Source organism: Nakamurella endophytica, from assembly GCF_014646215.1.
In the GTDB taxonomy this organism is placed as follows: Bacteria; Actinomycetota; Actinomycetes; order Mycobacteriales; family Nakamurellaceae; genus Nakamurella; species Nakamurella endophytica.
The window spans coordinates 348,874-373,563 of sequence record NZ_BMNA01000004.1 but is presented as its reverse complement, the minus strand read 5'-3'; the positions used below and the strand labels follow the sequence as shown (position 1 = coordinate 373,563).

The 24,690-nt window shown below is 72.8% G+C and carries 21 protein-coding genes and 4 tRNA genes; 18 read left to right on the top strand and 7 right to left on the bottom strand.

What is annotated here, in order from left to right; genetic code table 11:
• Window positions 1–32 precede the first annotated feature (32 nt).
• On the bottom strand, window positions 33–950 hold the full coding sequence (rarD, locus tag IEY37_RS12255) for an EamA family transporter RarD (RefSeq protein ID WP_188941855.1): 918 nt from the start codon (window positions 948–950) through the stop codon (window positions 33–35).
• Between the two features lie 197 nt (window positions 951–1,147).
• On the bottom strand, window positions 1,148–1,639 hold the full coding sequence (locus IEY37_RS12250; RefSeq protein ID WP_188941853.1) for a YajQ family cyclic di-GMP-binding protein: 492 nt from the start codon (window positions 1,637–1,639) through the stop codon (window positions 1,148–1,150).
• A gap of 282 nt (window positions 1,640–1,921) precedes the next feature.
• Here IEY37_RS12250 and IEY37_RS12245 point away from each other — a divergent pair.
• The 7 genes from IEY37_RS12245 (at window position 1,922) to IEY37_RS12215 (ending at window position 6,688) form a co-directional block, all read left to right on the top strand.
• Window positions 1,922–2,002 (top strand) — tRNA-Tyr (locus IEY37_RS12245).
• Window positions 2,003–2,395: 393 nt separating this feature from the next.
• On the top strand, window positions 2,396–4,951 hold the full coding sequence (locus IEY37_RS12240; RefSeq protein WP_188941851.1) for a putative bifunctional diguanylate cyclase/phosphodiesterase: 2,556 nt from the start codon (window positions 2,396–2,398) through the stop codon (window positions 4,949–4,951).
• Between the two features lie 283 nt (window positions 4,952–5,234).
• Window positions 5,235–5,307, top strand: a tRNA-Thr gene (locus IEY37_RS12235).
• Window positions 5,308–5,411: 104 nt separating this feature from the next.
• A tRNA-Met gene (locus IEY37_RS12230) sits at window positions 5,412–5,484 on the top strand.
• Between the two features lie 88 nt (window positions 5,485–5,572).
• Window positions 5,573–5,737, top strand: coding sequence for a 50S ribosomal protein L33 (gene rpmG / locus IEY37_RS12225; protein WP_373298318.1), 165 nt, complete (start codon window positions 5,573–5,575; stop codon window positions 5,735–5,737).
• 7 nt (window positions 5,738–5,744) lie between these two features.
• Window positions 5,745–6,191, top strand: a complete 447-nt coding sequence (locus IEY37_RS12220; RefSeq protein ID WP_188941847.1) for a MaoC family dehydratase N-terminal domain-containing protein — start codon at window positions 5,745–5,747, stop codon at window positions 6,189–6,191.
• 71 nt (window positions 6,192–6,262) lie between these two features.
• A complete protein-coding gene (locus IEY37_RS12215; RefSeq protein WP_188941845.1) occupies window positions 6,263–6,688 on the top strand; it encodes a MaoC family dehydratase in 426 nt (141 codons plus the stop codon).
• A gap of 299 nt (window positions 6,689–6,987) precedes the next feature.
• Here IEY37_RS12215 and IEY37_RS12210 read toward each other — a convergent pair whose 3' ends face one another.
• The 5 genes from IEY37_RS12210 to IEY37_RS12190 all read right to left on the bottom strand — a co-directional run bounded on the left by IEY37_RS12210 (window position 6,988) and on the right by IEY37_RS12190 (window position 12,254).
• Window positions 6,988–8,214: a pyridoxal phosphate-dependent aminotransferase gene (locus IEY37_RS12210; RefSeq protein WP_188941844.1), complete on the bottom strand. Its 1,227-nt coding sequence runs from the start codon at window positions 8,212–8,214 to the stop codon at window positions 6,988–6,990.
• Window positions 8,215–8,480: 266 nt separating this feature from the next.
• Entirely contained in the window at window positions 8,481–9,557 is a 1,077-nt protein-coding gene (locus IEY37_RS12205; protein ID WP_188941843.1) for an ABC transporter substrate-binding protein, read from the bottom strand.
• Window positions 9,558–9,649: 92 nt separating this feature from the next.
• Window positions 9,650–10,468 carry an ABC transporter permease gene (locus IEY37_RS12200; protein WP_229674338.1) on the bottom strand — a complete coding sequence of 273 codons (819 nt, stop codon included), beginning with the start codon at window positions 10,466–10,468 and terminating at the stop codon, window positions 9,650–9,652.
• Window positions 10,465–11,115, bottom strand: a complete 651-nt coding sequence (locus IEY37_RS12195) for an ABC transporter permease (protein ID WP_188942359.1) — start codon at window positions 11,113–11,115, stop codon at window positions 10,465–10,467. The genes IEY37_RS12200 and IEY37_RS12195 overlap by 4 nt, the downstream gene beginning before the upstream one ends.
• Entirely contained in the window at window positions 11,115–12,254 is a 1,140-nt protein-coding gene (locus tag IEY37_RS12190; RefSeq protein ID WP_188941842.1) for an ABC transporter ATP-binding protein, read from the bottom strand. The genes IEY37_RS12195 and IEY37_RS12190 overlap by 1 nt, the downstream gene beginning before the upstream one ends.
• Before the next feature lie 315 nt (window positions 12,255–12,569).
• On the opposite strand from IEY37_RS12190, the gene IEY37_RS12185 reads away from it, so the two are divergent.
• From IEY37_RS12185 to rpoB, 11 genes are all read left to right on the top strand, one after another.
• Complete coding sequence (locus tag IEY37_RS12185) at window positions 12,570–14,090, top strand: aromatic amino acid lyase (RefSeq protein ID WP_188941841.1); 1,521 nt, start codon at window positions 12,570–12,572, stop codon at window positions 14,088–14,090.
• 87 nt (window positions 14,091–14,177) lie between these two features.
• Window positions 14,178–14,250 (top strand) — tRNA-Trp (locus IEY37_RS12180).
• Window positions 14,251–14,356: 106 nt separating this feature from the next.
• Entirely contained in the window at window positions 14,357–14,968 is a 612-nt protein-coding gene (gene secE, locus IEY37_RS12175; protein WP_229674336.1) for a preprotein translocase subunit SecE, read from the top strand.
• A 41-nt stretch (window positions 14,969–15,009) separates the two neighbouring features.
• Window positions 15,010–15,876 carry a transcription termination/antitermination protein NusG gene (gene nusG, locus IEY37_RS12170; protein ID WP_268238005.1) on the top strand — a complete coding sequence of 289 codons (867 nt, stop codon included), beginning with the start codon at window positions 15,010–15,012 and terminating at the stop codon, window positions 15,874–15,876.
• A 107-nt stretch (window positions 15,877–15,983) separates the two neighbouring features.
• Window positions 15,984–16,418 (top strand): 50S ribosomal protein L11, encoded by a 435-nt coding sequence (rplK, locus tag IEY37_RS12165; protein ID WP_188941840.1) that lies wholly within the window; start codon window positions 15,984–15,986, stop codon window positions 16,416–16,418.
• A 127-nt stretch (window positions 16,419–16,545) separates the two neighbouring features.
• On the top strand, window positions 16,546–17,262 hold the full coding sequence (gene rplA, locus IEY37_RS12160) for a 50S ribosomal protein L1 (RefSeq protein WP_188941839.1): 717 nt from the start codon (window positions 16,546–16,548) through the stop codon (window positions 17,260–17,262).
• Window positions 17,263–17,420: 158 nt separating this feature from the next.
• Window positions 17,421–18,461 (top strand): SCO4651 family lipoprotein, encoded by a 1,041-nt coding sequence (locus IEY37_RS12155; protein WP_188941837.1) that lies wholly within the window; start codon window positions 17,421–17,423, stop codon window positions 18,459–18,461.
• Between the two features lie 317 nt (window positions 18,462–18,778).
• Window positions 18,779–19,378 carry a 50S ribosomal protein L10 gene (gene rplJ, locus IEY37_RS12150; protein WP_188941836.1) on the top strand — a complete coding sequence of 200 codons (600 nt, stop codon included), beginning with the start codon at window positions 18,779–18,781 and terminating at the stop codon, window positions 19,376–19,378.
• 96 nt (window positions 19,379–19,474) lie between these two features.
• Window positions 19,475–19,870, top strand: coding sequence for a 50S ribosomal protein L7/L12 (gene rplL, locus IEY37_RS12145; RefSeq protein ID WP_188941834.1), 396 nt, complete (start codon window positions 19,475–19,477; stop codon window positions 19,868–19,870).
• Window positions 19,871–20,015: 145 nt separating this feature from the next.
• Complete coding sequence (locus IEY37_RS12140) at window positions 20,016–20,399, top strand: VOC family protein (RefSeq protein WP_188941832.1); 384 nt, start codon at window positions 20,016–20,018, stop codon at window positions 20,397–20,399.
• Between the two features lie 700 nt (window positions 20,400–21,099).
• Entirely contained in the window at window positions 21,100–24,540 is a 3,441-nt protein-coding gene (rpoB, locus tag IEY37_RS12135; protein ID WP_373298332.1) for a DNA-directed RNA polymerase subunit beta, read from the top strand.
• Window positions 24,541–24,690: the final 150 nt, after the last annotated feature.

Genomic DNA, 24,690 nt, shown 5'->3' with positions numbered 1-24,690 from the left:
GGCGGGCCAGGCCCGGCCGATCCCGCCGGCGCTCAGAGCGAGAGCGGGTCCTCGACCGGCCGCGCGGCCACCGCCCGGCGGTCGGCGGCCGCGCGCCGCCGGCGGGCCAGGCCTTCGACGGTGAGCACCACGAGGGCGAGCCAGACCAGCACGAAGCCGACCCAGCGGCCGACCGGCATGTGCTCGTGCGCCCAGAAGACGCCCAGCAGGAACTGCACCACCGGCGTCAGGTACTGCAGGAAGCCCACCACCGACAGCGGCAGCGCCCGTGCCGCCGCGGTGAACAGCAGCAACGGCACCACCGTGACCACGCCGGCGCTGATCAGCAGCAGGGTGTGACCGGCGCCGTGGTCGGTGAAGGTGCCGTGGCCGGTGGCCTGCAGCACTGTCAGGTACGCGGTGGCCGGCACCAGCAGCACCAGCCCCTCCGCGGTGAGCGACGCGGCCGGCTCCAGCCGGATGACCTTCTTCACGAGCCCGTAGAGCCCGAAGCTGAGGGCGAGGACGAAGGCGACCCACGGGAACCGGCCACCGCCCACCGAGATGACCATTACGGCGAGCGCGCCGATGCCCACCGCGGTCCACGTCGCCGGGCGGAGCCGTTCCCGGAACACCAGGACGCCGAGCAGCACGCTCACCAGCGGGTTGATGAAGTAGCCGAGCGCGGCGTCGAGCACCCGGCCGGTCGTCACGGCCCAGATGTAGAAGCCCCAGTTGACGGTGATCAGCAGGGCGGCGGCGACCACCATGCCCCAGGTCCGGGCCGACGCCGTGCGGAGCTCGCGCCAGCGGCGGAGCACCGACAGCACCAGGACCATGACGACCAGCGACCAGATCATCCGGTGCGCGAGGACCTCGATGGCGCCGGCCGGCTCGAGCAGCGGCCAGAACAGCGGGAAGAGCCCCCACAGCAGGTAGGCGGAGACACCGGACACCCACCCTGCCCGCACCTGCCACCTCTGCTCTCCGCCGGTCCGGCCGCGACGCGCTCCGGCAGGTGCCGGCCCGCCGTCGCCCGGTCCCGCGCTCCGGTCCCGGACACCGTATGCCTGCGGGCGCCGGCCGGACCGGGCCGGTGCGCCGTACCGGCCTGGTGCGCCCGGACCACACGCCTGGGACGGTGCCGGCGGGCCGGACCGGACGGGGATCAGCGGTAGTTGGTGAACTGCAGCGCGACGTCCAGGTCGGCGTTCTTGAGCAGCGCGATGACCGCCTGCAGGTCGTCGCGCTTCTTGCCGGAGACCCGCAGCTGGTCACCCTGGATCTGGGCCTGCACGCCCTTGGGACCCTCGTCCCGGATCCGCTTGGCGATGGCCTTGGCCTTGTCCGAGGCGATGCCCTGGACGATGCGGCCGGTGGCGCGGTAGGTCTTGCCGGACGCAGCCGGCTCGTCGATGTCCAGCGAGCGCAGCGAGATGCCGCGCTTGACCAGCTTCTCCTTGAACACCTCGATGGCGGCCGCGCAGCGCTCGGCCGTGGACGCCGTGATCACCACCGACTCCTCGCCGGACCAGGTGATGCCGGCGTCGGCCCCGCGGAAGTCGAACCGCTGGCTCAGCTCCTTGGCCGCCTGGTTCAGGGCGTTGTCCGCCTCCTGGCGGTCGACCTTGCTGACGATGTCGAACGACGGGTCGGCCATGACGACCGTCTCCTTCCGGCTGGCGCCACCGGACGTCCCCGCCGGTTGCGCGGGACGTCTCCCGGTGATCCGGGCCGCGGCCGGAGGGCCGCAGCGGTACACCGCGACCGTAGCCGCCCGTGCGGAACGGGCACGAGCCGCGCGGGGGCCGGCGAGGGAACCGTCCCCACGCACCGGTACCCCGGGGTCGGCCCGCCACCGGCGACCGGCACGGTCCGGGCGTGCGATTGTGTCCGGGCGGTGGGGAGCTTGTACTCTGGCCCCGCACGCTGCGGCGTGCACGGCAGGTTGCCCGAGTGGCCAAAGGGAGCTGACTGTAAATCAGCCGCGCAAGCTACGGGAGTTCGAATCTCTCACCTGCCACACCCTGTTCCGACGTGCCGCCCGGTCGCCCGGTCGCCCGTTCCCGAGGCGGCCACAGCGAGCCCATGGTGATCCCCGTCCCGCTCCGGCGGGTGTGACGGCGGCGCCTGGCACGGGCGCGACGGATTTCGCACCGCGTCCGGGAACCGCGCCGTCACTGCCACTACGCCGTCCGAGCAGCACGCGGCCCCATCCAGCGGCGTTGTCGTCGTACCGCAGCCTACCGACGGCTAGGGCTCCGGCCTCGGGGAGCCGTGTAACGCTGAACCGGGTGAAAGCGATGTCGCAGTCGCGCATTCGGTTCTTTCGGCTCGCTACGGTCCGCGCATGCCTGAAAATGACGGGTGGACGGCCCTCGTCCGCCGTCCAGCCAGTTGATCCGGAGGAGTCGCCATGACGCCGGATCCCGTCGAACGGCCACCGGGCCGGACGTTCGACAGCCGGCAGGTGCTCCTCGGGCTGGCCGTGGTGGTCGGGCTCGGCTCCATCCCGCTCTGGTGGTTCGGCATCGCCCGGTTCGACGGGATCCGGTCCGAGTACTCGGCGCCCGTGCTGATCGCCGCGGTGCTCATCGCGGCCCTGTACCTGCTCAGCGAGATCGTCCCACTGCGGATCGAGATCCGCCGCGAGACGCTGCTGATCAGTCTGACCGAGATCCCGACGGCGATCGCGCTGCTCACCCTGACCGCCCCGCTCATCGGCGCCGCCAACGTGGTGGCCGCCGCGGCGGTCTTCCTGATCCGGCGGGACACCTGGCGCAACATCCTGGCCAACCTGGCGATCGTGCTCGCCGAGAGCGGCACGGCGGTGGCCGTGTTCGCCGCGCTGAGCAGCAGGAGCGACGATCCGACAGGCTGGGCCTTTCTGCTGCCGTTCATCGGCATCCCGGCCGGCGGCCTGCTGACCCACGTCGTCGTCGGGCTGGCCTACCGGCTGATCGGCCCCGCGGAGCCCATGCGCCGGGTGCTCACCCGCTCGCTGGTCACCTCGGGGGTGGCGACGACCTTCGTGCTGGTCGGCTGGACGCTGTGGCACGAGCAGGACGGCACCGGCCGGCTGCTGACCTTCGCGCTCGCAGCCGCCGTCGTCGTCGCCTACCGCGTCTACGCCCAGTTCCTCCGCCAGCACACCGACCTGTCCCGCATGTACGCCTTCGGCCGGCACGTGGTCGGTGTCGGGTCGGACGTCGGTGACTGGCTGGTGATGCTCGAGCAGGTCCGCGAGCAACTGAACGCCCGGGTCGCGGTGGTGCACCTGACCGATCCGGACGACGGCTTCCGGGTGCTGGCGGTCACCCCCGAGGGCCAGCTGGACGAGCCGGCCCGACCGGCCGACGATCCCCTGCTCGCGCTCGCCGCGGGCACCGGCGGCACGCAGGCGTCCTCCGACCGCACCACCGATCCCGCCGTGCTGGCCAGCCTGGACGACCGGGGAGCCTGGGACGTGCTGGTCGTCCCGCTGCGGTCCGGCGACCGCACGCGCGGCTACCTCGAGGTGCGCAACCGCCGCAGCCGGTGGGGCCGGTTCTCGGTCAACGACCTGCGGCTGCTGGAGACGCTGGGCCAGCACGTCGCCACGTCGCTGGACAACCTGCGGCTGGTCGAGCGGCTCCGGCACGAGGCCGACCACGACGCCATCACCGGCATGCTCAACTGGCGCGGACTGATGAGCCGGACCCGAACCGGGCTGTCCGACGGGTCGATCGGCGCGGTGCTGCTCGTCCAGCTCGGCATCCTCGCCGAGGTCAACAATGCCGTGGGCCACGACCGCGGGGAGCAGCTCCTGCTGGCCGCCGGCCACCGGCTGCTGTCCGCGCTCGGCGCGGAGCGCGCCGTCGCCCACCTGGAGTCGGACTGCTTCGCCGTGCTCATCGACCGGCTGCCGCCGGAGGAGATCGAGCAGGTCGCTGCCGGACTGCTCGACCTCGTCGGCCAGCCCTACCCGCTCGGCGGCATCGACGTCGAGCCGCAGGCCCGGGCCGGCGTGGCCCTGGTCGACGAGGTCGAGGGTGCGGTCGCCGCCCGCGCCGCCGCCCTGCTGCAGCGTGCGGAGACGGCGCTCACCGCGGCACAGTCGTCCGAGGACGCGCTGCGCTGCTACACCGACACCATGGGCGACGTCTTCCGTCGCCGCTTCCAGCTGGTCACCCAGTTCCGCAAGGCCGTCGAGCAGGGCCTGATCACGGTGGTGTTCCAGCCCAAGATCCGCCTCGCCGACCGGGAGCTGGTCGGCATGGAGGCGCTGGTGCGCTGGGACCACCCCGAGCTCGGCGTGGTCTCGCCCGCCGAGTTCGTCGCCGCCATCGAGGCCACCGGCTCGATCGACATCCTGCTGGAGCACGTGCTGGAGATCGTGCTGGCGCAGATCCGCCGCTGGATGGACCGCCGGATGCGGATCGGCGTCGCGGTGAACCTGTCGGTGCACAACCTGTCGTCGCCGAACTTCCCGGCGCGGGTGGCGGCCGCGCTGGCCGCGCACGGCGTGCCACCGGAGCTGCTGACGTTCGAGATCACCGAGTCGAGCGTCATGGCCGCTCCGGAACGGTCCATGCCGATCCTGCAGGAGCTGCACGACATGGGCCTGCACCTGTCGGTCGACGATTTCGGCACCGGTTACTCGTCGCTGGCCTACCTGCGCCGGTTGCCGATCGACGAGATCAAGATCGACAAGTCCTTCGTGCAGGGCATGGTGACCGACATCGGGGACCTGGCGATCGTCCGGGCCATCATCGAGCTCGGTCACTCGCTGAGCCTGTCCGTCGTCGCCGAGGGCGTGGAGGAGGAGGCGGCGCGCGACGCCCTGCGCACCCTCGAGTGCGACACCGTGCAGGGCTTCCTGATCGCCCGTCCCCAGCCGATCGGCAAGATGGAGGCTTGGTTGACCTCCCGCACCATGCGGATGGACGACCCGATCCTGCAGGCCGACACGCTGCGGCTCATCGTCGGCTGACGGCGACCGGCGCAGCCGGCCGTGCCGGCGGGTCGGTGCGGATGCCGGCTCGCGTGCCGGTGGGTCGTAGCGGGAGCCGGCTCCGCGGCCCCCGGCCCGGTGCGCAGGCTCGGCTCGGTCGTCGGTGACTCCGCGGGTGCGCTACGATGTGGAGGCTCCCAGACGGACGATGGTCCTCCACCGACTGCTGGGAGCAGCTTCGCGTCTGCAGCTCCGGTCCGTCCAGGGGCAGGCGCGGCCGGGCGACCGCGGTGCGGCAGTCCGGTGCACCACCGCACGGCCCGCCCCTTTAGCTCAGTCGGCAGAGCGTCTCCATGGTAAGGAGAAGGTCTACGGTTCGATTCCGTAAAGGGGCTCGGTCAGCGGCCGCGGGCACACCGGGAATGTCCGGTGGACCGTGGCCGTTGTGGTACCGGCGCTGCGGCGTCGGGCGGTGTCGGGACGACCAGCCCGGCACCGGGGCGGTGTAGCTCAGTCGGTAGAGCAAGCGGCTCATAATCGCTGTGTCGCCGGTTCAAGTCCGGCCACCGCTACCCAGCACCACCCGGCCACGAGCCGGACGTACCAGGCGGCGCGGGAGGTCTCCGCGCCGCGCCGATGTCGAGAAGAGAGGCAGCGACAGTGGCCGCCACCGATGTGCGCCCGAAGATCACGCTCGCCTGCGAGCAGTGCAAGCACCGCAACTACATCACCCGCAAGAACCGGCGGAACGACCCGGATCGGCTGGAGCTGAAGAAGTTCTGCCCGAACTGTGGCGTGCACCGCGCCCACCGCGAGACCCGCTGATCCAGCGGTGCCCCTCGAGGCGTCGTTCGTCGGCCGGCCGTTCCCCCTCGGCGAGCCGTACGAGGTCGGAGTCGAGAAGGTGCGCGAGTTCTGCGCGGCCATCGGCGAGACCAACCCGCTGTGCGTCGACCGGGCTGCAGCCCGGGCCGCCGGCTATCCGGACCTGATCGCGCCGCCCACCTTCGCCATCGCGGTGGTGGCCGGCGCGCAGGACCGGCTCCTCTTCCACCCCGAGCTGGGACTGGATTTCTCCCGCGTGGTCCATCGCGACCAGCGGTTCACCCATCACCGGCCTATCCATGCCGGCGACGTGCTGTCGGCGGTGGCCTGCGTCGACTCGCTGCGCGTGCTCGCCGGGAACGACGTCGTGTCGGTCCGCACCGAGATCACCGACGCCGCCGGCGACCCGGTGTGCACGACCGTCGGCACCCTCGTCGCCCGGGCGGCGGAGTGACCCCCGGTGGCGCCCCGACGTCGGGGCCGGGCACGTCCGCGACGGACGTCCGCGACCCGGGGGACCGTGCAGTGGCGCCGGCTGCCGGCTCGGTGGCCGTCGGGGACGAGCTCCCGCCGCTGACCGTGGCGGTGACCCGGGACCGGCTGGTCCGTTACGCCGGCGCGTCCGGCGACTTCAACCCGATCCACTGGAACGACCGCGTGGCCTCGGCCGTCGGGCTGCCCGGCGTCATCGCCCACGGCATGCTCACGATGGCACTGGCCGGCCGGCTGGTGACCGACTGGGTCGGCGGGCCGGGCGGCGTCGTGGAACTGGGGGTCACCTTCACCCGTCCCGTCGTCGTGCCGAACGACGACGCGGGCGCGACCGTGGAGCTGACCGGTGTGGTCGGGGCCGTCGACGAGCAGGCCGGCACCGCCCGGATCGACGTCACCGCGCGCTTCCAGGGCCAGACCGTGCTGGGCAAGGCCCGCGCGACCGTCCGGCTGGGCTGAGCGGCACTCCGGCCCGATCGCGTTCCCGCCGCGCCCGCATCGCCGGGCCGCGCCCCTCCGGCTGGCCGGTCGTCGCGACGGCCGGTGCGGCGGCGGCCGGGGCTCCCGGCTCCGACGTCCCACGCAGGTTTCGGTCCCGAGGAGCTGCTCGGCGCCATCCTCGACTTCGGCCGTCAGGTCGCCCTTCGGTCGAGGTCTTCTCGGCCCGACGGGCGCACCGGCCGGAGCGTTCGGAGGCCGTCCGCGATCCGGCCGCGGAGCAGCGGAGGCGGCCCGGCGGCGGCTCCGTCGGGGACAGGTCAGTCCCGCGCCGTGGCCAGGAACTCGCCCATCCGTCGCACGCCGGTCTCCAGATCCGCATCGCCCAGCGCGTAGGACAGCCGGAAGTACCCGGGCGTGCCGAACGCCTCACCGGGGACCACGGCGACCTCCGCCCGCTCCAGGACGAGCGCGGCGAGCTCGCTCGACGACGCGGGCCGGACCCCGCCGAAGCTCTTGCCGACCAGCCCCCGGACGGACGGGTAGGCGTAGAACGCCCCCTCCGGCTCGGGGCAGGTGACGCCGGGGATCTCGCGGAGCAGCCGGACCATGGTCTGCCGCCGGCGGTCGAAGGCGGCCCGCATCATCTCCACGGCGTCCAACGGCCCGGACACCGCCTCCAGCGCCGCGCGCTGGGACACGTTGGACACGTTCGACGTCAGGTGCGACTGCAGGTTCGTGGCCGCGGTCACCACGTCGGTCGGGCCGATGAGCCAGCCGACCCGCCAGCCCGTCATCGCGTAGGTCTTGGCCACCCCGTTGAGGACGACGCACCGGTCGGCGATCTCCGGCGCCACCACGGGCATCGAGACGTGCTCCGCGCCGCCGTAGGTCAGGTGCTCGTAGATCTCGTCCGTGACGACCCACAGCCCGCGCTCCGCGGCCCACCGGCCGATCGCGGCCACCTGGTCCGGCGGGTACACGGCGCCGGTCGGGTTCGAGGGCGAGCAGAACAGCAGCACCTTGGTGCGTGGCGTGACGGCTGCGTCGAGCTGCTCGACGGACACCCGGTAGCCGGTGCTCTCGTCGGCCGTCACCTGGACGGGCACGCCACCGGCCAGGGCGATGGCCTCGGGGTAGGTGGTCCAGAACGGCGCCGGCAGCAGCACCTCGTCGCCGGGGTCGAGCAGGGTGGCGAAGGCCTGGTAGACGGCCTGCTTGCCACCGTTGGTGATCAACACCTGCTGCGGCTCGACGTGCAGGTTCGAGTCGCGGGCGGTCTTGTCGGCGACGGCCCGGCGCAGCTCCGGCAGGCCGGCGGTCGGGGTGTAGCGGTGGTTGGCCGGCTGCTGGCACGCCTCGACGGCGGCCTTGACGATGGGCTCCGGGGTCGGGAAGTCCGGTTCACCGGCGCCGAACCCGATCACCGGGCGGCCGGCGGCCTTCAGCGCCTTGGCCTTGGCGTCCACGGCCAGGGTGGCGGATTCCGCGATGGCGGCGATCCTGGCGGAGATCCGGCGGGACGGGGCGTTCGTGGCGCTGGTCACGGTCCGCCATCCTGTCACACGGTCACTCGGGACCCGGATGGTGCGACACCGGCGCGGACGCCGGAGGTCAGGTCGTCCACGACCGCCGGCCGGTTCTCGCGGACACGTCCGCGGCCCACACGCCGGAGCGCCGGGAGCCCGCGCCTGGCAGCACCGAGCCGCACGCCCGGGCACCGGATCCCGGACTCCGGAGCGCCGACGTCCGGCAGGGCAACGCGGGGGACACCCGGTGCGGCACGCCGGAAGCGCGCCGCACCGGGCGGGCGTCAGCCCAGGCCCTGCGACTTGACCCAGTCGGCGGCCACGGTCGCCGGGTCGGACCCGGAACCGACCTTGGCGTTCAGGTCGACCAGCGTGGTGGTCTCCAGCTTCGCGGACACCGCGTTCAGCGCAGCCTCGATGGTGGGCGTCGACTTGGCGGCGTTGATCAGCGGGACGATGTTCTGCGCGGTGTACAGGTTCTCCGGGTCCTGCAGCACGACGAACTTGTTGGCCTCGATGGCCGGGTCCGTGGTGAACAGGTCGCCGGCGTCGATCTGGCCGTTCTTCAGGGCGTTGACGGTCAGCGGGCCGCCGGCATCCAGGGTCTTGAAGTCCCCGAACTCCACCCCGTACTTGGCCTTGAGGCCGGGGATGCCGTCGGCGCGGGTCTTGAACTCCGGCGGCGCGCCGAGGGTCAGGTCGCCGGCCACCGACTTGAGGTCGCCGATCGACTTGAGGTTGTACTTGCTGGCCGTCTCGGCGCTGACGGTGATCGAGTCCTTGTCCTCGGCCTTGGCCTGGTCGAGCACCTTCAGATCCGGACCGACGGCCGCCGGCAGCGCCTTGTAGATGTCCTCGGACGACGTCGCGGTGCTGTTCTTGTCGAAGTAGGCCAGCAGTACGCCGGTGTACTCCGGGATCAAGTCGATCGAACCGTCCTTGAGCGCCGGGAGGTACACCTCGCGGCTGCCGATCGCCGGCTTCAACGACACCGTGACGCCCTTGGCCTTGAGCGCGTCGGCGTAGATGTTCATCAGCAGCTCGCTCTCGGAGAAGTTCGCCGAGCCGATCACCACCGAGCCGGGTGCGCCCCCGCCGCCGGCCGTCGCCGAGCCGGAGCCGGACGACGCCGAGCCCGACGTCGAACCCGACGCCGAGCCCGACCCGGACGACGAGGCGGTGCTCGAGCCGGCCGGCGCCGACGACGCCCCGGTGGCGGCCGAGGACGAGCTGTCGGAGCTCGAGCTCGAGCTGGTGGAGCTGGACGATCCGGATCCGGAGGTCGAGCTGCCGCAGGCGGTCAGCGCCAGGGCGGTCGCGGCGAACGCGGCGACGAGTCCCGCTGCACGGGTGCGTCTCATGGTCTCTCCTGGGGTCGGTGCCGGCCGGTGCCGGCGGTCACTGCGTCATCGATCGGATGGAGCGGTCGGTGCGGGTGAAGCGTCGGGACAGCTCAGAGCGCGGCCACCTGCTGCCCTCCCGGTGCGAGGTCGGTCCTGCCCTCGGCGGCGCGGACCGCCACCTCGGAGGGGGCGACCAGATCGGACGAACTCCGGTAGCGCCCGGTTATTCCCCGTGAGGTCGTGTAGCGCTGGATCGTTGCCAGGACGAGATCGATCAGCAACGCCAGCGCGGCCACCAGGAAGGCTCCGGTCAGCAGCTCGCCGGTGGCCAGGTGGCTGGACTCGGTGTCCTGGAAGGGACCCTGCTGGGTGGCGTCGTAGATCGGCGCACCCAGCCCGCCCAGCCCGATGTAGGCGCCGACCGTGGCGGTGGCAATGACCTGCAGCGCGGCACTGCGCAGGCCGGACATGATCAACGGGTAGGCGTTCGGCAGCTCGACCTGCCGCAGCACCTGGCCGCCGGTCATGCCCATGCCCCGGGCCGCGTCCCGCACCGCCGGGTCCACCGACTGCAACCCGGCGTAGGTGTTCGACAGGATCGGCGGCACGGCCAGCAGCAGCAGGACGATCTCGACCGGAAGGATGTACGGCAGGTCCGTCTTCCCGGTGAAGTGCGGCGAGATCAGGATGAACAGCAGCACCATCAGACCGAACGTGGGCAGCGCCCGGCTGGCGTTGACCGTGCCCACGACGAGCGTGGCGCCGCGGCCGGTGTGGCCGATCCACAGACCGAGCGGGAACGCGATCAGCAGCGCCACCCCCACGGCGATGCCGGAGTAGGTCACGTGCTCGACGATGTTGGCCCAGAGCCCGTTGCGGCCGTCCCAGTTGTCCGGGTCGGTGAGGTAGGACCACCAGTCGCCGATCACCGTCGCACCTCCGCCCGGCGCCACGGTGTCGCCAGCCGGGTGGCCAACTGGATCAGCAGGTCCAGCACCAGGGCGAGCACCAGGGACAGCAGGATGCCCGTCAGGATCGGCGGGAGCTGGTTGACGGTGCGGGACAGGCCCTCGGTGAACAGCGTTCCCAGCTGGGCCGTCCCGACGAAGGTCGCCACCGCCACCAGCGACACGTTGGACACGGTGGCCACGCGCACCCCGGCCGCGATCACCGGGACCGCCAGCGGCAGTTCCACCGCGAAGAACCGCCCGGCGGGCCGGTAGCCCATGGCGGTGGCGGCCTGCAGCGTGTCCGCGGACACCGAGGTCAGCCCGTCGGACACCACCCGCACCAGCAGGGCGACCGCGTACACGGTGAGGGCCACCACGACGTTGGTCACGTCGAGGATCCGGGTGTGCAGGATGCCCGGCAGCGCGACGAACAGCGCCAGCGACGGGATCGTGTAGAGCAGCCCGGCGATGCCCACCAGGGGTGGGTAGGCCCAGCGGTGGCGGGCGGCCACCCAGCCCAGCGGGAGTGCGATCACGAGGCCGATGATGACGGGCACCACCGACAGCCAGGCGTGGGACCACAGCAGGCGCCAGATCTCGGCCTGGTTGGAACTCCAGTAGTCGATCACGGGCGGCCTGCCGCCGCGGTGTCCCCGGACCGGCCGTCGCGGGCCAGCGCCTCGATCCGGTCGATCACCGCAGCGGCGGTCACCGTGCCGAGCAGCCGCCCGTCGTCGTCGACCACCACGCCGCGACCGGACGGCGACGACAGCGCCGCGTCCAGCACCGACCGCAGGCTGCCGCCCGCCGTGGCCAGGGTCCCGCCCAGGTTGAGCCGCGCGGCCTCGACGGTGTGGTCGGCGCGGCCGCCGGGGTCCCCGGACAGCAGCCACCAGCCCTGCGGTGCCCCGCCCTCGTCGACGACGAGCACCCACTCGTCCCGGGCCACCCGCCGCGCGTCCCCGACGTCCGCGCCGACCCGGACGGTCGGCTCGTCCTGCAGGGCCACCTCGCCGGTGGTGAAGCCGAGCGCGCGGTAGCCGCGGTCGCGACCGACGAACCCGGCGACGAACGTGCTGGCCGGCCGGGACAGCAGCTCCGCGGGCGCGGCCAGCTGCGCCAGGTGCCCGCCGACGGCGAGCACGGCGACCTGGTCGCCCAGCTTGATGGCCTCGTCGATGTCGTGGGTGACGAAGACGATGGTCTTGTGCAGGTCCTGCTGCAGCCGCAGGAACTCGTTCTGCAGCTGCTCCCGGACGACCGGGTCGACCGCCGAGAACGGCTCGTCCATGAGCATGACCGGTGGGTCGGCCGCCAGCGCCCTGGCGACCCCGACCCGCTGCTGCTGGCCGCCGGACAGCTGGGCCGGGTACCGCGAGGCCATCCGTGGCTCCAGCCCGACCCGCTCGAGGAGCTCCATCGCACGGGTGCGGGCCGTCCGGCGGTCGTGCCCCAGCAGGCCCGGCACCGTCGTGACGTTGTCCAGCACGGTGCGGTGCGGGAACAGCCCCGCGTGCTGGATCACGTAGCCGATCCCACGGCGCAGAGTCGCCGGCGGCACGTCGGCGGTGGCCCGGCCGTCCAACCAGATCGTCCCGCTGGTCGGGTCGATCATGCGGTTGATCATCCGGAGCGACGTGGTCTTGCCGCAGCCCGAGGGGCCGACCAGCACGGTGATGCGCCCCGACGGCGCCTCGAGATCCAATTCGTCGACGGCGACCGTGCCGTCCGGATAGCGCTTGGTGACTGCGTCGAACCTGATCATCGACGACCTCGGCGTGAAGGGCCGGATGCGGCCTCGTCCGTTGGTGGCGGTCCTCCTGCGGACCGTGGTGCAGGCCTCCCTCGGCGATGGTCGAGCGCAAACCCTTGCAACGGGCACCGGCCGTCGTCAAGCTTCGGTCCGTCCGGCTGGGGCCGGCTGGGGCCGGCCGTGGCCTGCGGTGGCCGGGTCGGGGCGGGTGGTGACCGCGGCGACGCGTCCGCGGGCCGTGCCTGCCGTGCCCGCATGCCTGCCGTGCCTGCCGTGGCTGCGGCGCGCTGCCCCGTCGCGGCGGCCCGGCGGCGCGAGGATCGCGCAGTGCCCACGCCGCCGACCGTCGAGATCGACGGAGCTCCGCTGCCGGTCGCGACCATCGCCGCCGCAGCCGCCGGTCCGGTCCTGGTCCGTCTCACCGCGCGGGCGCGGTCGGCGGCGCAGGCGTCGTCGGCGCTGGGCGACCGGGAGGCCGGCCGGCGCGAGCTGTACGGGCGCAGCACCGGGGTCGGCGCCAACCGTTCGGTGGGGGTGACCGGGGACCCGGCCGGTCATGCCGCCGCCCTGGTCCGCAGCCATGCCACCGCCGCCGGACCGCTGCGGTCCCGGGAGCGCGTGCGCGCGATGCTGCTCGTCCGGCTCAACCAGCTGGCCGCCGGCGGCAGCGGCGTGCGCCCGGCGGTGCTGGACGGGGTGGCCGCCCTGCTCGACGGGGACGACCTGCCCGAGGTCCGGGAGTGGGGGAGCGTCGGCACCGGGGACCTGTCGGCGCTGGCCGCCGCGGCCGGGGCGCTGATCTCCGGGCGGGGAGCCCCGGGACGGCCGGGCCACCGCGCGCCCGTCCCGTTCGGTGCCGCCGACGCCCTGGGCTTCCTGTCCAGCAACGCTGCGACGCTGGGCGACGCGGCCCTGGCGCTGGTCGCGGCGGGCGAGTCCGCGGCGGCCGCGCCGGCGGTGGCGGTGCTGACCCTGGCTGCCGTCGGCGGCAACCTCGAGGCGTTCTCGCCCGCGGTGGAACGGGCCACACCGTTCCCGGGCGCGGTCGCGGTCTGCCGCACCGTGCGGGCACTGGCCGCCGGCGCCGCGGCGCCGGCCCGCATCCAGGACCCGTTCGCGCTGCGCACCCTGCCGCAGGTCCACGGACCCTTCCTGGACGCCCTGCAGCTCGCCGGCCTGGTCGTCGAGCGGATGTCCTGCGCGCCCGCGGAGAACCCCGTGCTGATCGCCGGAGGATCCGCCGACGAGGCCGGCGGCGTCGCCCACCACGGTGCCTTCCACGCCGCCTACCTGTCGACGGCGCTGTCCGCGGTGACGCTGACCGCCGCGCAGTCGGCGCGCAGCTCCCAGGCGCGGCTGGCCCTGCTGTGCGAGCCGGCGTTCACCGGCCTGCCGCCCTTCCTGTCCGACGGCACCGCCGGCGCGTCCGGGGTGATGATCACCGAGTACGTCGCGGCGTCCGCACTCGCGGAGGTCACGGCGGCGGCCACGCCGCCCGGCCTGCACACGGCGGTCCTCTCCCGCGGGGTGGAGGAGGACGCCAGCTTCGCCTCGCAGGCCGCACGGCAGGTCGCCGCGGCCGACGCCGGGTACCGCGGCGTGCTGGCCTGCGAACTGGTCGCCGCGGTCCGGGCGCTGCGCGCCGGAGCCGGAACCGGTGGGAGCCGGAGCGGACCGGTCGGCGAGCTGCTGCGGCTGTGCGCGGACCTCCCGGACGACCGGCGCGACCGCGACCTGTCGCCGGACCTGGCCACCGCGACCGCGCTGCTGCCGGCCCTCGCCGCCGAGGCCGCGCCCCACCTGTCGTCGGTCGCGGACCGCGCGGACGGTGCCCGGCCGGGGGATTAGCGTCCGGCAGTCCCGGCCTCTACACTGGAGCGTCGGGACTCGGAGTCCGATGCTGCGCCGTGCGCGCGTATCGGAGACCGTGCCCGAAGGGGCGTGGCTCAATTGGCAGAGCAGCGGTCTCCAAAACCGCAGGTTGCAGGTTCAAGTCCTGTCGCCCCTGCACAGCTCCGCGGCGGAGTTGCCCGTGCCGGGCCGGCGTCGCGGTGGCCCAGTGGTGCCGGCTCCACCGGCACCGGAACGAGGACCGGGACGAGACGAGGACACGGGTGAGCGACCAGAGCGACGGCGACCGCGAGCCGGGCACCGACGGCGGCCAGCCGGCGGCGTCCGACGACGCCGTCCGCGGCTCCGCTCGGCGCGCGGCCGGCCGTCGTGCCCCCGGGCACAGCGGCAGCAACCCGATCGAGCCGCTGGACACGGTGGCCCCGGACGGCGAGCCGTTCCTGCGCAAGGCGGCCCTGGACGACATGGACGACGCCGCCGCCGCCGATGCCGCCGACGCGACCGGGACCCTCGACGAGGAGCCCGTCCCGGACGCCGGCGTGCCGGACCGGGAGGCCGCCGTGGTCGGGGCCGGTGCCGCGGGCTCCGCCCGTGCCGCCGCCCGCCGGTCGGTCGTCCGTACCGGGGTCACCCCCGGCAAGACCGCGGCCACCCGGGCTCGCGAGGTCGCGGTCGCCCCGCGGGGCGGCCTGCTGGCCCGGCTCCGCCGGTTCCTCCTCGAGGTCGTCGCCGAGTTGCGGAAGGTCATCTGGCCATCCCGCAACCAGATGGTCACGTACACGATCGTCGTGATCGTCTTCGTCGTTTTCATGGTCGCGCTGGTCGCTGGGCTGGACGTGCTCTTCGCGCAGGGAGTGCTCGCCGTCTTCGGCTAGCGCTCACCGGCTCCCACCAGCGTCACCCGCACAACCAGGAAGTGAGTACCACCGTGTCGACACCTGCCGATCGCAGCGACGAGGGCGACCTGCTCGACGACGTCACCGCCACCGGCCAGCAGCCCGACGAGCAGACCGGGGACGACGGCCACTCGGACATCGAGGACGGCATCGCCGACGACTCGGTGGCCAACTCCGAGCCCGACCGCGAGGTCGCGCTGGAGGACGCCGAGCTGGTCGACGCGGCGGACGAGGCCGACCAGGCCGCCACCGAGGACCCGGCGGCCGCCGAGGAGCCGGAGGTCGACCCGGTCGCCGAGCTCAGGGCGTCGCTGCGCCGCGCCGACGGCGAGTGGTACGTCGTGCACTCGTACGCGGGCTACGAGAACAAGGTCAAGACCAACCTCGAGACCCGCATCAAGTCGCTGGACATGGAGGACTACATCTTCCAGATCGAGGTCCCGACCGAAGAGGTCACCGAGATCAAGAACGGCCAGCGCAAGCAGGTCCAGCGCAAGGTCTACCCCGGCTACATCCTGGTCCGGATGGATCTGACCGACGCGTCCTGGAGCGCGGTGCGCAACACCCCGGGCGTGACCGGGTTCGTCGGTGCCACGGCGCAGCGTCCGTCGCCGCTGTCGGTCGACGACGTGGTCAAGATCCTGGTCCCGGCAGCGCCGAAGAAGGCCGCCCAGATCGCCACCGTCGAGGGCGGCGGGGGCGGCACCAAGGTCGTCGTCGACTTCTCGGTCGGCGAGTCCGTCACGGTCATGGACGGCCCGTTCGCGACGCTCCCGGCGACGATCAGCGAGGTCAACCCGGACGCACAGAAGGTCAAGGTGCTGGTGTCGATCTTCGGCCGGGAGACGCCGGTCGAGCTGTCGTTCCAGCAGGTCGCCAAGATCTGACCGGCCGGGCCGCGCGGCATGCGCGGCACGCCGGGTGCGTTGCACCCTGTAGTCCACGGGTCCCGCCCGGGATCCACCACAGCCCAGCCCCAGCCCGAGGAAGTGTCATGCCCCCGAAGAAGAAGCGACTGTCGGCGGTCGTCAAGCTGCAGATCAAGGCCGGAATGGCGAACCCGGCCCCGCCGGTCGGCCCCGCGCTCGGCCAGCACGGCGTCAACATCATGGAGTTCTGCAAGGCCTACAACGCCGCGACGGAGTCGCAGCGCGGCGAGGTCGTGCCGGTCGAAATCTCGGTGTACGAGGACCGGTCCTTCGACTTCAAGCTGAAGACGTCGCCCGCCGCCCGGCTGCTGCTCAAGGCCGCCGGTGTCGACAAGGGCTCCGCGACGCCGCACACCACCAAGGTGGCCACCGTCACCAGCGCCCAGGTGCGGGAGATCGCCCAGCTCAAGCAGGTCGACCTGAACGCCAACGACGTCGACGCGGCCGCCAAGATCATCGCCGGCACCGCCCGGTCGATGGGCATCACCGTCACCGACTGACGTCCCGCCGGCCACCCGGCCGGCAGCACGACCCGCGTCCCGCGGGCGGTGGGAGGGCCCGGCGCGGCCCGTCGACCACCACCTCCACCCGGCGCCCACCGGCGCCATCCACCGATACGGAGAAGACATGAAGCGCTCGAAGGCCTACAAGGCCGCCGCAGCCCTGGTCGACCGCGACCAGCTCTACACGCCGCTCGCGGCGGCGAAGCTGGCGCAGCAGACCAGCACGACCAAGGGCCAGGACGCCACCGTCGAGGTCGCCCTGCAGCTGGGCGTCGACCCGCGCAAGGCCGACCAGATGGTGCGGGGCACCGTCAACCTGCCGCACGGCACCGGCAAGACCGCCCGCGTCGTGGTGTTCGCGGTCGGCGACCGCGCGGCCGAGGCCGAAGCCGCCGGCGCGGACGTGGTCGGCTCCGACGACCTGATCGCCCGCATCCAGGGCGGTTGGACCGACTTCGACGCGGCGATCGCCACGCCGGACCAGATGGCCAAGGTCGGCCGGATCGCGCGGGTGCTGGGACCCCGCGGTCTGATGCCGAACCCGAAGACCGGCACGGTCACCGCCGACGTCGCCAAGGCGGTCACCGACATCAAGGGCGGGAAGATCAACTTCCGGGTCGACAAGGCCGCGAACCTGCACCTGGTGATCGGTAAGGTCTCCTTCCCGGTCGAGAAGCTGGTCGAGAACTACGGCGCCGCCCTGGACGAGGTGCTCCGGGTCAAGCCGTCGGCGGCCAAGGGTCGGTACGTGAAGAAGGTCTACTTCTCCACGACGATGGGCCCGGGCATCCCGGTGGACCCGACCCGCACCCGGAACCTGCTGGAGACGGCCGACGCCTGAGCGTCGCACCGGCACCACACCGCCTCCACCGCCCCGTCCTGCCTCGCAGGGCGGGGCGGTCGGCGTTCCGGCGTCCTTCCGGCCCTGCCGCCGGTGGCATGCTGGACCCCGGCCCGGACCTCCCGGACCGGCGCGGATCGGTACGGACGGGGGCCGCGGTGGGCACGAGGACGACGAGCGGGCGGACGGCCCTGCGGGCGCTGGCGGCGGCCTGCCTGCTGGCGGTCGCGGCCGGCTGCGCCGGCACCGTCGCGGGGACCGCGCAACCGGTCGCCGGCGCCACCATCACCTCGCCGTCCGCGACCGGCACTGCGCAGTCCGCCACCGGTACCGGGCAGCCCGCCACCTCCCCGGGCACGGACTCCGACCCGACCACGCCGGACCCCGGCACCACCACCGGCTCGTCCACCGCCTCGACCGGCTCCTCGGGCGGCACGGACGGCACGGACGGCACGGACGGCACCACCACCGGCTCCACCGCGACGTCGTCCGGACAGCGGGTGGACCCGGCGGAGTTCGCGTCGCGGGTGCGCAAGGCCAACGGTGCGCTCCGCAGCATGGTGGGCTCGCTCACCGTCCGCGCGGCGGGCACCAGCGCCGAGGGTGCCTTCAGCGAGGCCTTGGCCGGCGGTCGCATCACCGGCATCGACATGAACCTCCGGTTGTCGGTGTCCGGCACCGACCTGAGCATGCGGCTGCTGCTGGTGTCCGACAAGATCTACGTCTCCGGGCAGGAGCTGCTGTCCCGGATGGGCATCACCGGCAAGCGCTGGGCGCTGGCCAGCCCGGATTCCGAGAACCCGGTCCTGCAGCAGCTGGCGGGGCAGCTCGACGGCTACCTGCGCTCGGCGGGCGCCGACCAGTACTCGGTGCAGGCCGCCGCCGCGTCGGAGATCGTCGACGAGGGACCGGCGGACGTGAAGGGCGTGCGGACCACCCGCTACCGCATGGTGGTCGACGTCGCCAAGGCCGCTGCCGCAGCCACCGGCGCCCAGAAGCAGCAGCTCGAGCAGAGCCTGGCCGCCGGCCTGCGGTCGTTGCCGATCACGGTCTACCTGGACGAGCGCGACCGGGTGGTGCGCGCCGAGAGCAGGACCACCGCCTCCGGCGTCACGGCCAGCACGTCCTTCGAGGCCACCTCCTTCGACACCGACGTCACGATCAGCGCACCGGACCCGGCCACCGTCTACACGGGCTGACCGGACGGCGGGAGACCGCCGTCCCGTCCCGATCCGCGGCGGGCAACGACCGGGCGTTTGTAGGTCCGCCGGGCGACCGGTACAGTGGCAGCTGTTCCACCGAAGACCGTCGGCTGCCGCATGCCCTTCTCGGGTGCGGCCGAAGGACCCGGGAGTGCCGGGCGGCCCACGCAGGAGGACGAGGTCGCGCCGGCATCCGCCGGCCCACGCCCCGTGCCGCCCTGCGGCCGGGGCGTTCGTCGTCTCCGGGTCCGTCGAGGTGGCGGTGGCCGGCACCGGTCGGCCACCGATCCGAACGAGGCACGAAGGGAGACGAAGTGGCAGGAACTGCACCGCAGGACAAGGCCGCGGCCGTCGCCGAGATCGCCGAGCACTTCCGCTCGTCCAGTGCCGCGGTGGTCACCGAGTACCGCGGTCTGACCATGTCGCAGCTCACCACCCTGCGCCGGTCCCTCGGGGCCGGGACGACCTACACGGTCGCCAAGAACACCCTGGTCAAGCGGGCGGCCGCCGATGCGGGCGTGACCGGTCTGGACGACCTGTTCACCGGTCCCACCGCGGTGGCCTTCGTGGCCGGCGAGCCGGTCGACGCGGCCAAGGCGCTGCGGGACTTCGCCCGGGGCAACCCCTTGCTGGTGATCAAGGGCGGTGTGCTCGACGGCAAGCCGCTGGACGCCGGCGAGGTCACCAAGCTGGCCGACCTGGAGTCGCGGGACGTGCTGCTGGCCAAGCTGGCCGGAGCGATGCTCGGCACGCTCACCAAGGCGGCCGTGGTCCTGAACGCGCTGCCGAGCAAGGTGGCGCAGCTGGCCGCCGCGCTCCAGGAGAAGAACGCCGCCGGTGCTCCGGCGGAAGCCCCGGCCGGTGCGGACGCCGAGTCCGCCGACGCCGCCGCGGACCAGCCGGTCACGGTCTGATCCGTGCCGGTCGGCCGACCGGCACCCCGCACCGGCGATCCGGTGCCCACCCGCACGTCCCGCACCACTTACAGAACAGACAGAGAGGACGCCACCATGGCGAAGCTGAGCACCGACGAGCTCCTGGATGCCTTCAAGGAGCTCACGCTCATCGAGCTGAGCGAGTTCGTCAAGCAGTTCGAGGAGACCTTCGGCGTGACCGCCGCGGCCCCGGTGGCCGTGGCCGCCGGCCCGGCCGGCCCGGGCGGCGGCGCGCCGGCCGAGGCCGCCGAGGAGCAGGACGAGTTCGACGTCATCCTCGAGGCTGCCGGCGACAAGAAGGTCCAGGTCATCAAGGCCGTCCGGGAGATCGTCTCCGGGCTGGGCCTGAAGGAGGCCAAGGACCTCGTGGACGCGGCTCCGAAGCCGATCCTGGAGAAGGTCGCCAAGGAGGCCGCCGAGGCCGCCCGCGCCAAGCTGGCCGACGCCGGCGCCACCGCGACCGTCAAGTAGTCGCCCCTCCCGGGACACCGGGAGCGCATCACCCGCCCGATCCGAACGGGGCGGCTCCCACCGGGGAGCCGCCCCGTTCGGCGTCCGCGGCCCTGCCCCGCGCGCGGCCGGGCGGCTGTCGGTGCCCGACCGTAGGGTGCCCGGCATGCTGGATCACATCGGAGTGCAGGTCGCGGACGTCGACGCGGCCGTCCACTGGTACACGCAGGTCCTGGCGCCGCTCGGGGTGGTCGAGGCGGTGCGGATCCCGACCCCGCAGGGGCCGGTCGTCGGGTTCGCCGGGCCGGCGGGCGACCCACGGTTCTGGGTGTCGCCCGCGGTGGGGGACGGCCCCGGCCGGGAGAACCACCTGGCCTTCGCGGCGGCCGACCGGGCCGCCGTGGACGCCGTGCGGCGAGCGGCCGACGCCGTCGACACCGAGGTGCTGCACGAGCCCCGCGAGTGGCCCGAGTACCACCCGGGCTACTACGCGGTGTTCCTGCGCGACCCCGACGGCAACAACGTCGAGGCGGTCTGCCACCGAGGCTGAGCCCGCCGGCACGTCCGGACCGGTCTGATCCCCAGACGGCGGGCCGGGCCGGCGACCGTCCGGGTCCTGCCCGACCGACGTCCCGCCGGAGCGGTGGCGGCCGTTCCGCCGCACGGGCGCCGGCCGTCCCGCCGGACCTGCGTCGGCCGTCCCGCCGCGCCCGCTCCGGCGCCGCCGTCGTGGCCGGTTCGACCCCGCTCCGGCTCCCGGACGACCGTGACCAGCACCGATCGGCGACACCATCGGGTCATTCCGGGGCGCGGCCGCTTGACGGATCGCCATCGACCGGCCACGCTTGTCGAGCGACGTCGTTCCCCGGTGACCTGGGGGAGCGTTCCGTCGGTGCGAGACGCCGGATCGGTCCGGCCTGCGGGGCTGGTGCCCCGAGGTCCTTCGGTCGGCGCCGCCGACGGCACGTCTGGACAGTTCTGTCCATCGCTGCTAAGCTGCGTGTTTGCGCTGCTCTCTTTTTGCTGCCCTCAGCCAGGTGCCGGCCTTCCGACCGGTCCCAGCGGCTGAGCTGGGCAAACGAGGGTGAGCGCGGCTCCCACCCGCCCTCTACCCCGGCCGACGGGCCGCTGGGCCGCCGCCGACGCCGGCCCCCCACCGCAGCAGCAGAGTGCCGCACCGCACGTCCGACCATCGGCGGCGGCCAGGTGCTCACCCGTGCGAGACAGAACACCAGTCCTCGGAAGGACGAATCTTGCCAGTCACCGGCACCGCCGCGAACAACCCCCAGCGCGTCTCCTTCGCGAAGCTGCGCGAACCCCTGGAAGTCCCCAACCTCCTCGCCCTGCAGACCGAGTCCTTCGAGTGGCTGGTCGGGGCGCAGGCCTGGCGTGACCGCCAGACCGAGCCGACCCCGAGCGGTCTCGACGAGATCCTCGAGGAGATCTCGCCGATCGAGGACTTCGCCGGCAACCTGTCGCTGTCGTTCATGGATCCCCGCTTCGACGAGGTCAAGGCCACCGAGGAGGAGTGCCGGGACAAGGACATGACCTACTCGGCACCGCTGTTCGTCACGGCCGAGTTCATGAACGCGGAGACCGGCGAGATCAAGTCGCAGACCGTCTTCATGGGTGACTTCCCCATGATGACCAGCAAGGGCACGTTCATCATCAACGGCACCGAGCGCGTCGTCGTGTCGCAGCTGGTGCGTTCCCCGGGCGTCTACTTCGACCGCAGCCTGGACAAGACCGCCGGCAAGGAGGTCTTCTCCGTCAAGGTCATCCCGTCGCGCGGCGCCTGGCTCGAGTTCGACATCGACAAGCGCGACACCATCGGCGTCCGCATCGACCGCAAGCGCCGCCAGCCGGTCACCGTGCTGCTCAAGGCGCTGGGCTGGGACACCGAGCGCATCCGGCAGCAGTTCGCCTGGTCGCCGGTCCTGCTGGCGACCCTGGAGAAGGACCACATCGCCGGCACCGACGAGGCGCTGCTGGACATCTACCGCAAGCTGCGCCCGGGCGAGCCGCCGACCCGGGAGAGCGCCCAGGCCCTGCTGGACAACCTGTTCTTCAAGGACAAGCGCTACGACCTGGCCAAGGTCGGTCGCTACAAGCTGAACAAGAAGCTCGGTCTGGACGTCCCGGTGAGCACCGGCACGCTGACCGAGGACGACCTGGTGTCCACGGTCGAGTACCTGCTGCGCCTGCACGACGGCCAGGAGACCTGGGACGTCCGCGGCCAGGAGCTGCCGGTCGAGACCGACGACATCGACCACTTCGGCAACCGGCGCCTGCGCACGGTCGGCGAGCTGATCCAGAACCAGATCCGCGTCGGCCTGTCCCGCATGGAGCGCGTCGTCCGCGAGCGGATGACCACCCAGGACGTCGAGGCGATCACGCCGCAGACCCTGATCAACATCCGGCCGGTCGTCGCCTCCATCAAGGAGTTCTTCGGCACCAGCCAGCTGTCGCAGTTCATGGACCAGACCAACCCGCTGGCCGGCCTGACGCACAAGCGGCGGCTGTCCGCGCTGGGCCCGGGCGGTCTGTCCCGCGACCGCGCCTCGCTCGAGGTCCGCGACGTGCACCCGTCCCACTACGGCCGGATGTGCCCGATCGAGACGCCGGAAGGCCCGAACATCGGCCTGATCGGGTCGCTGTCCACCTTCGCCCGGGTGAACCCGTTCGGCTTCATCGAGACGCCGTACCGGCGGGTCGAGAACGGCGTCGTCACCGACCAGGTCGACTACCTGACGGCCGACGAGGAGGACCGCTTCGTCATCGCCCAGGCGACCGCCCGGCTCGACGCCGACGGCCGGCTGACCGAGGGCCGCGTGCTGGTCCGCCGCAAGGGCGGCGAGGTCGACCAGGTCGACCCGGCCGAGGTCGAGTACATGGACGTCTCGCCGCGCCAGACGGTGTCCGTGGCCACGGCCATGATCCCGTTCCTGGAGCACGACGAGGCCAACCGTGCGCTGATGGGCGCCAACATGCAGCGGCAGTCCGTCCCCTTGCTGCGCAGCGAGTCGCCGCTGGTCGGCACCGGCATGGAGGCCCGCGCGGCCAAGGACGCCGGCGACGTCGTGGTGGCGGAGAAGCCGGGGGTGGTCGAGGAGGTCACCGCCGACTACATCTCGGTGATGGCCGACGACGGCACGCACCGGACCTACCGGCTGCACAAGTTCCGCCGGTCGAACCAGGGCACCAGCTTCAACCAGAAGCCGATCGTCGAGGAGGGCCAGCGCGTCGAGGCCGGCTCGGTCATCGCCGACGGGCCCTGCACCGACGGCGGCGAGATGGCGCTCGGCAAGAACATGCTGGTCGCGTTCATGCCGTGGGAGGGCCACAACTACGAGGACGCGATCATCCTCTCGCAGCGCATCGTCCAGGACGACGTGCTGACCTCGATCCACATCGAGGAGCACGAGATCGACGCCCGGGACACCAAGCTGGGGCCCGAGGAGATCACCCGGGACATCCCGAACGTCTCCGAGGAGGTGCTGGCCGACCTCGACGAGCGCGGCATCATCCGCATCGGCGCCGAGGTGCAGGACGGCGACGTCCTGGTCGGCAAGGTCACCCCCAAGGGCGAGACCGAGCTGACCCCGGAGGAGCGGCTGCTGCGCGCGATCTTCGGCGAGAAGGCCCGGGAGGTCCGCGACACCTCGCTCAAGGTGCCGCACGGCGAGACCGGCAAGGTCATCGGCATCCGGGTGTTCAACCGCGACGACGACGGCGCCGAGCTGCCGCCGGGCGTGAACGAGCTGGTCCGGGTGTACGTCGCGCAGAAGCGCAAGATCCAGGACGGCGACAAGCTCGCCGGCCGGCACGGCAACAAGGGCGTCATCGGCAAGATCCTGCCGGTGGAGGACATGCCGTTCCTGCCGGACGGCACCCCGGTCGACATCGTGCTGAACCCGCACGGCGTCCCCCGCCGGATGAACGTCGGGCAGATCCTCGAGACCCACCTGGGCTGGGTGGCCAGCCAGGGCTGGGACGTCGAGGGCGCTCCGGGCTGGGCCGAGAACATCGCGGCCGAGGCCCGGCACGCCGAGCCGTTCACCAAGACCGCCACGCCGGTGTTCGACGGCGCCTCGGAGGAGGAGATCGTCGGGCTGCTGGGCGCGACGACCCCGACCCGGGACGGCGACCGGCTGGTCGGCACCGACGGCAAGGCCACGCTGCTGGACGGCCGCACGGGCGAGCCGTTCCCGTACCCGGTCGCGGTCGGCTACATGTACATCATCAAGCTGCTGCACCTGGTCGACGACAAGATCCACGCGCGGTCCACGGGCCCGTACTCGATGATCACGCAGCAGCCGCTGGGCGGGAAGGCGCAGTTCGGCGGCCAGCGCTTCGGTGAGATGGAGTGCTGGGCCATGCAGGCCTACGGCGCCGCCTACACGCTGCAGGAGCTGCTGACCATCAAGTCGGACGACATCGTCGGCCGGGTGAAGGTCTACGAGGCCATCGTCAAGGGCGAGAACATCCCGGAGCCGGGCATCCCGGAGTCCTTCAAGGTGTTGCTCAAGGAGCTGCAGGCCCTCTGCCTGAACGTCGAGGTGCTCTCCAGCGACGGCGTCGCGATCGAGATGCGGGACAGCGACGACGACGACCTCGAGCGGGCCGCGGCGAACCTGGGCATCAACCTGTCGCGCAACGAGTCCGCGTCCGTGGACGACCTGGTCAACTAGTCGACCGCCGCGCGACCCGGCCCCGTGCCGCACCGGAGACGGTGACGGCGCCGGGCCACCCGGAGCCCCTCGCCGGCGGGCCGGACCCCACTCTCCTCGGGGCCCGGCCCGCGGGCGGGGATCAGCAGTGAGCAGGCAGCACCAGCGCCA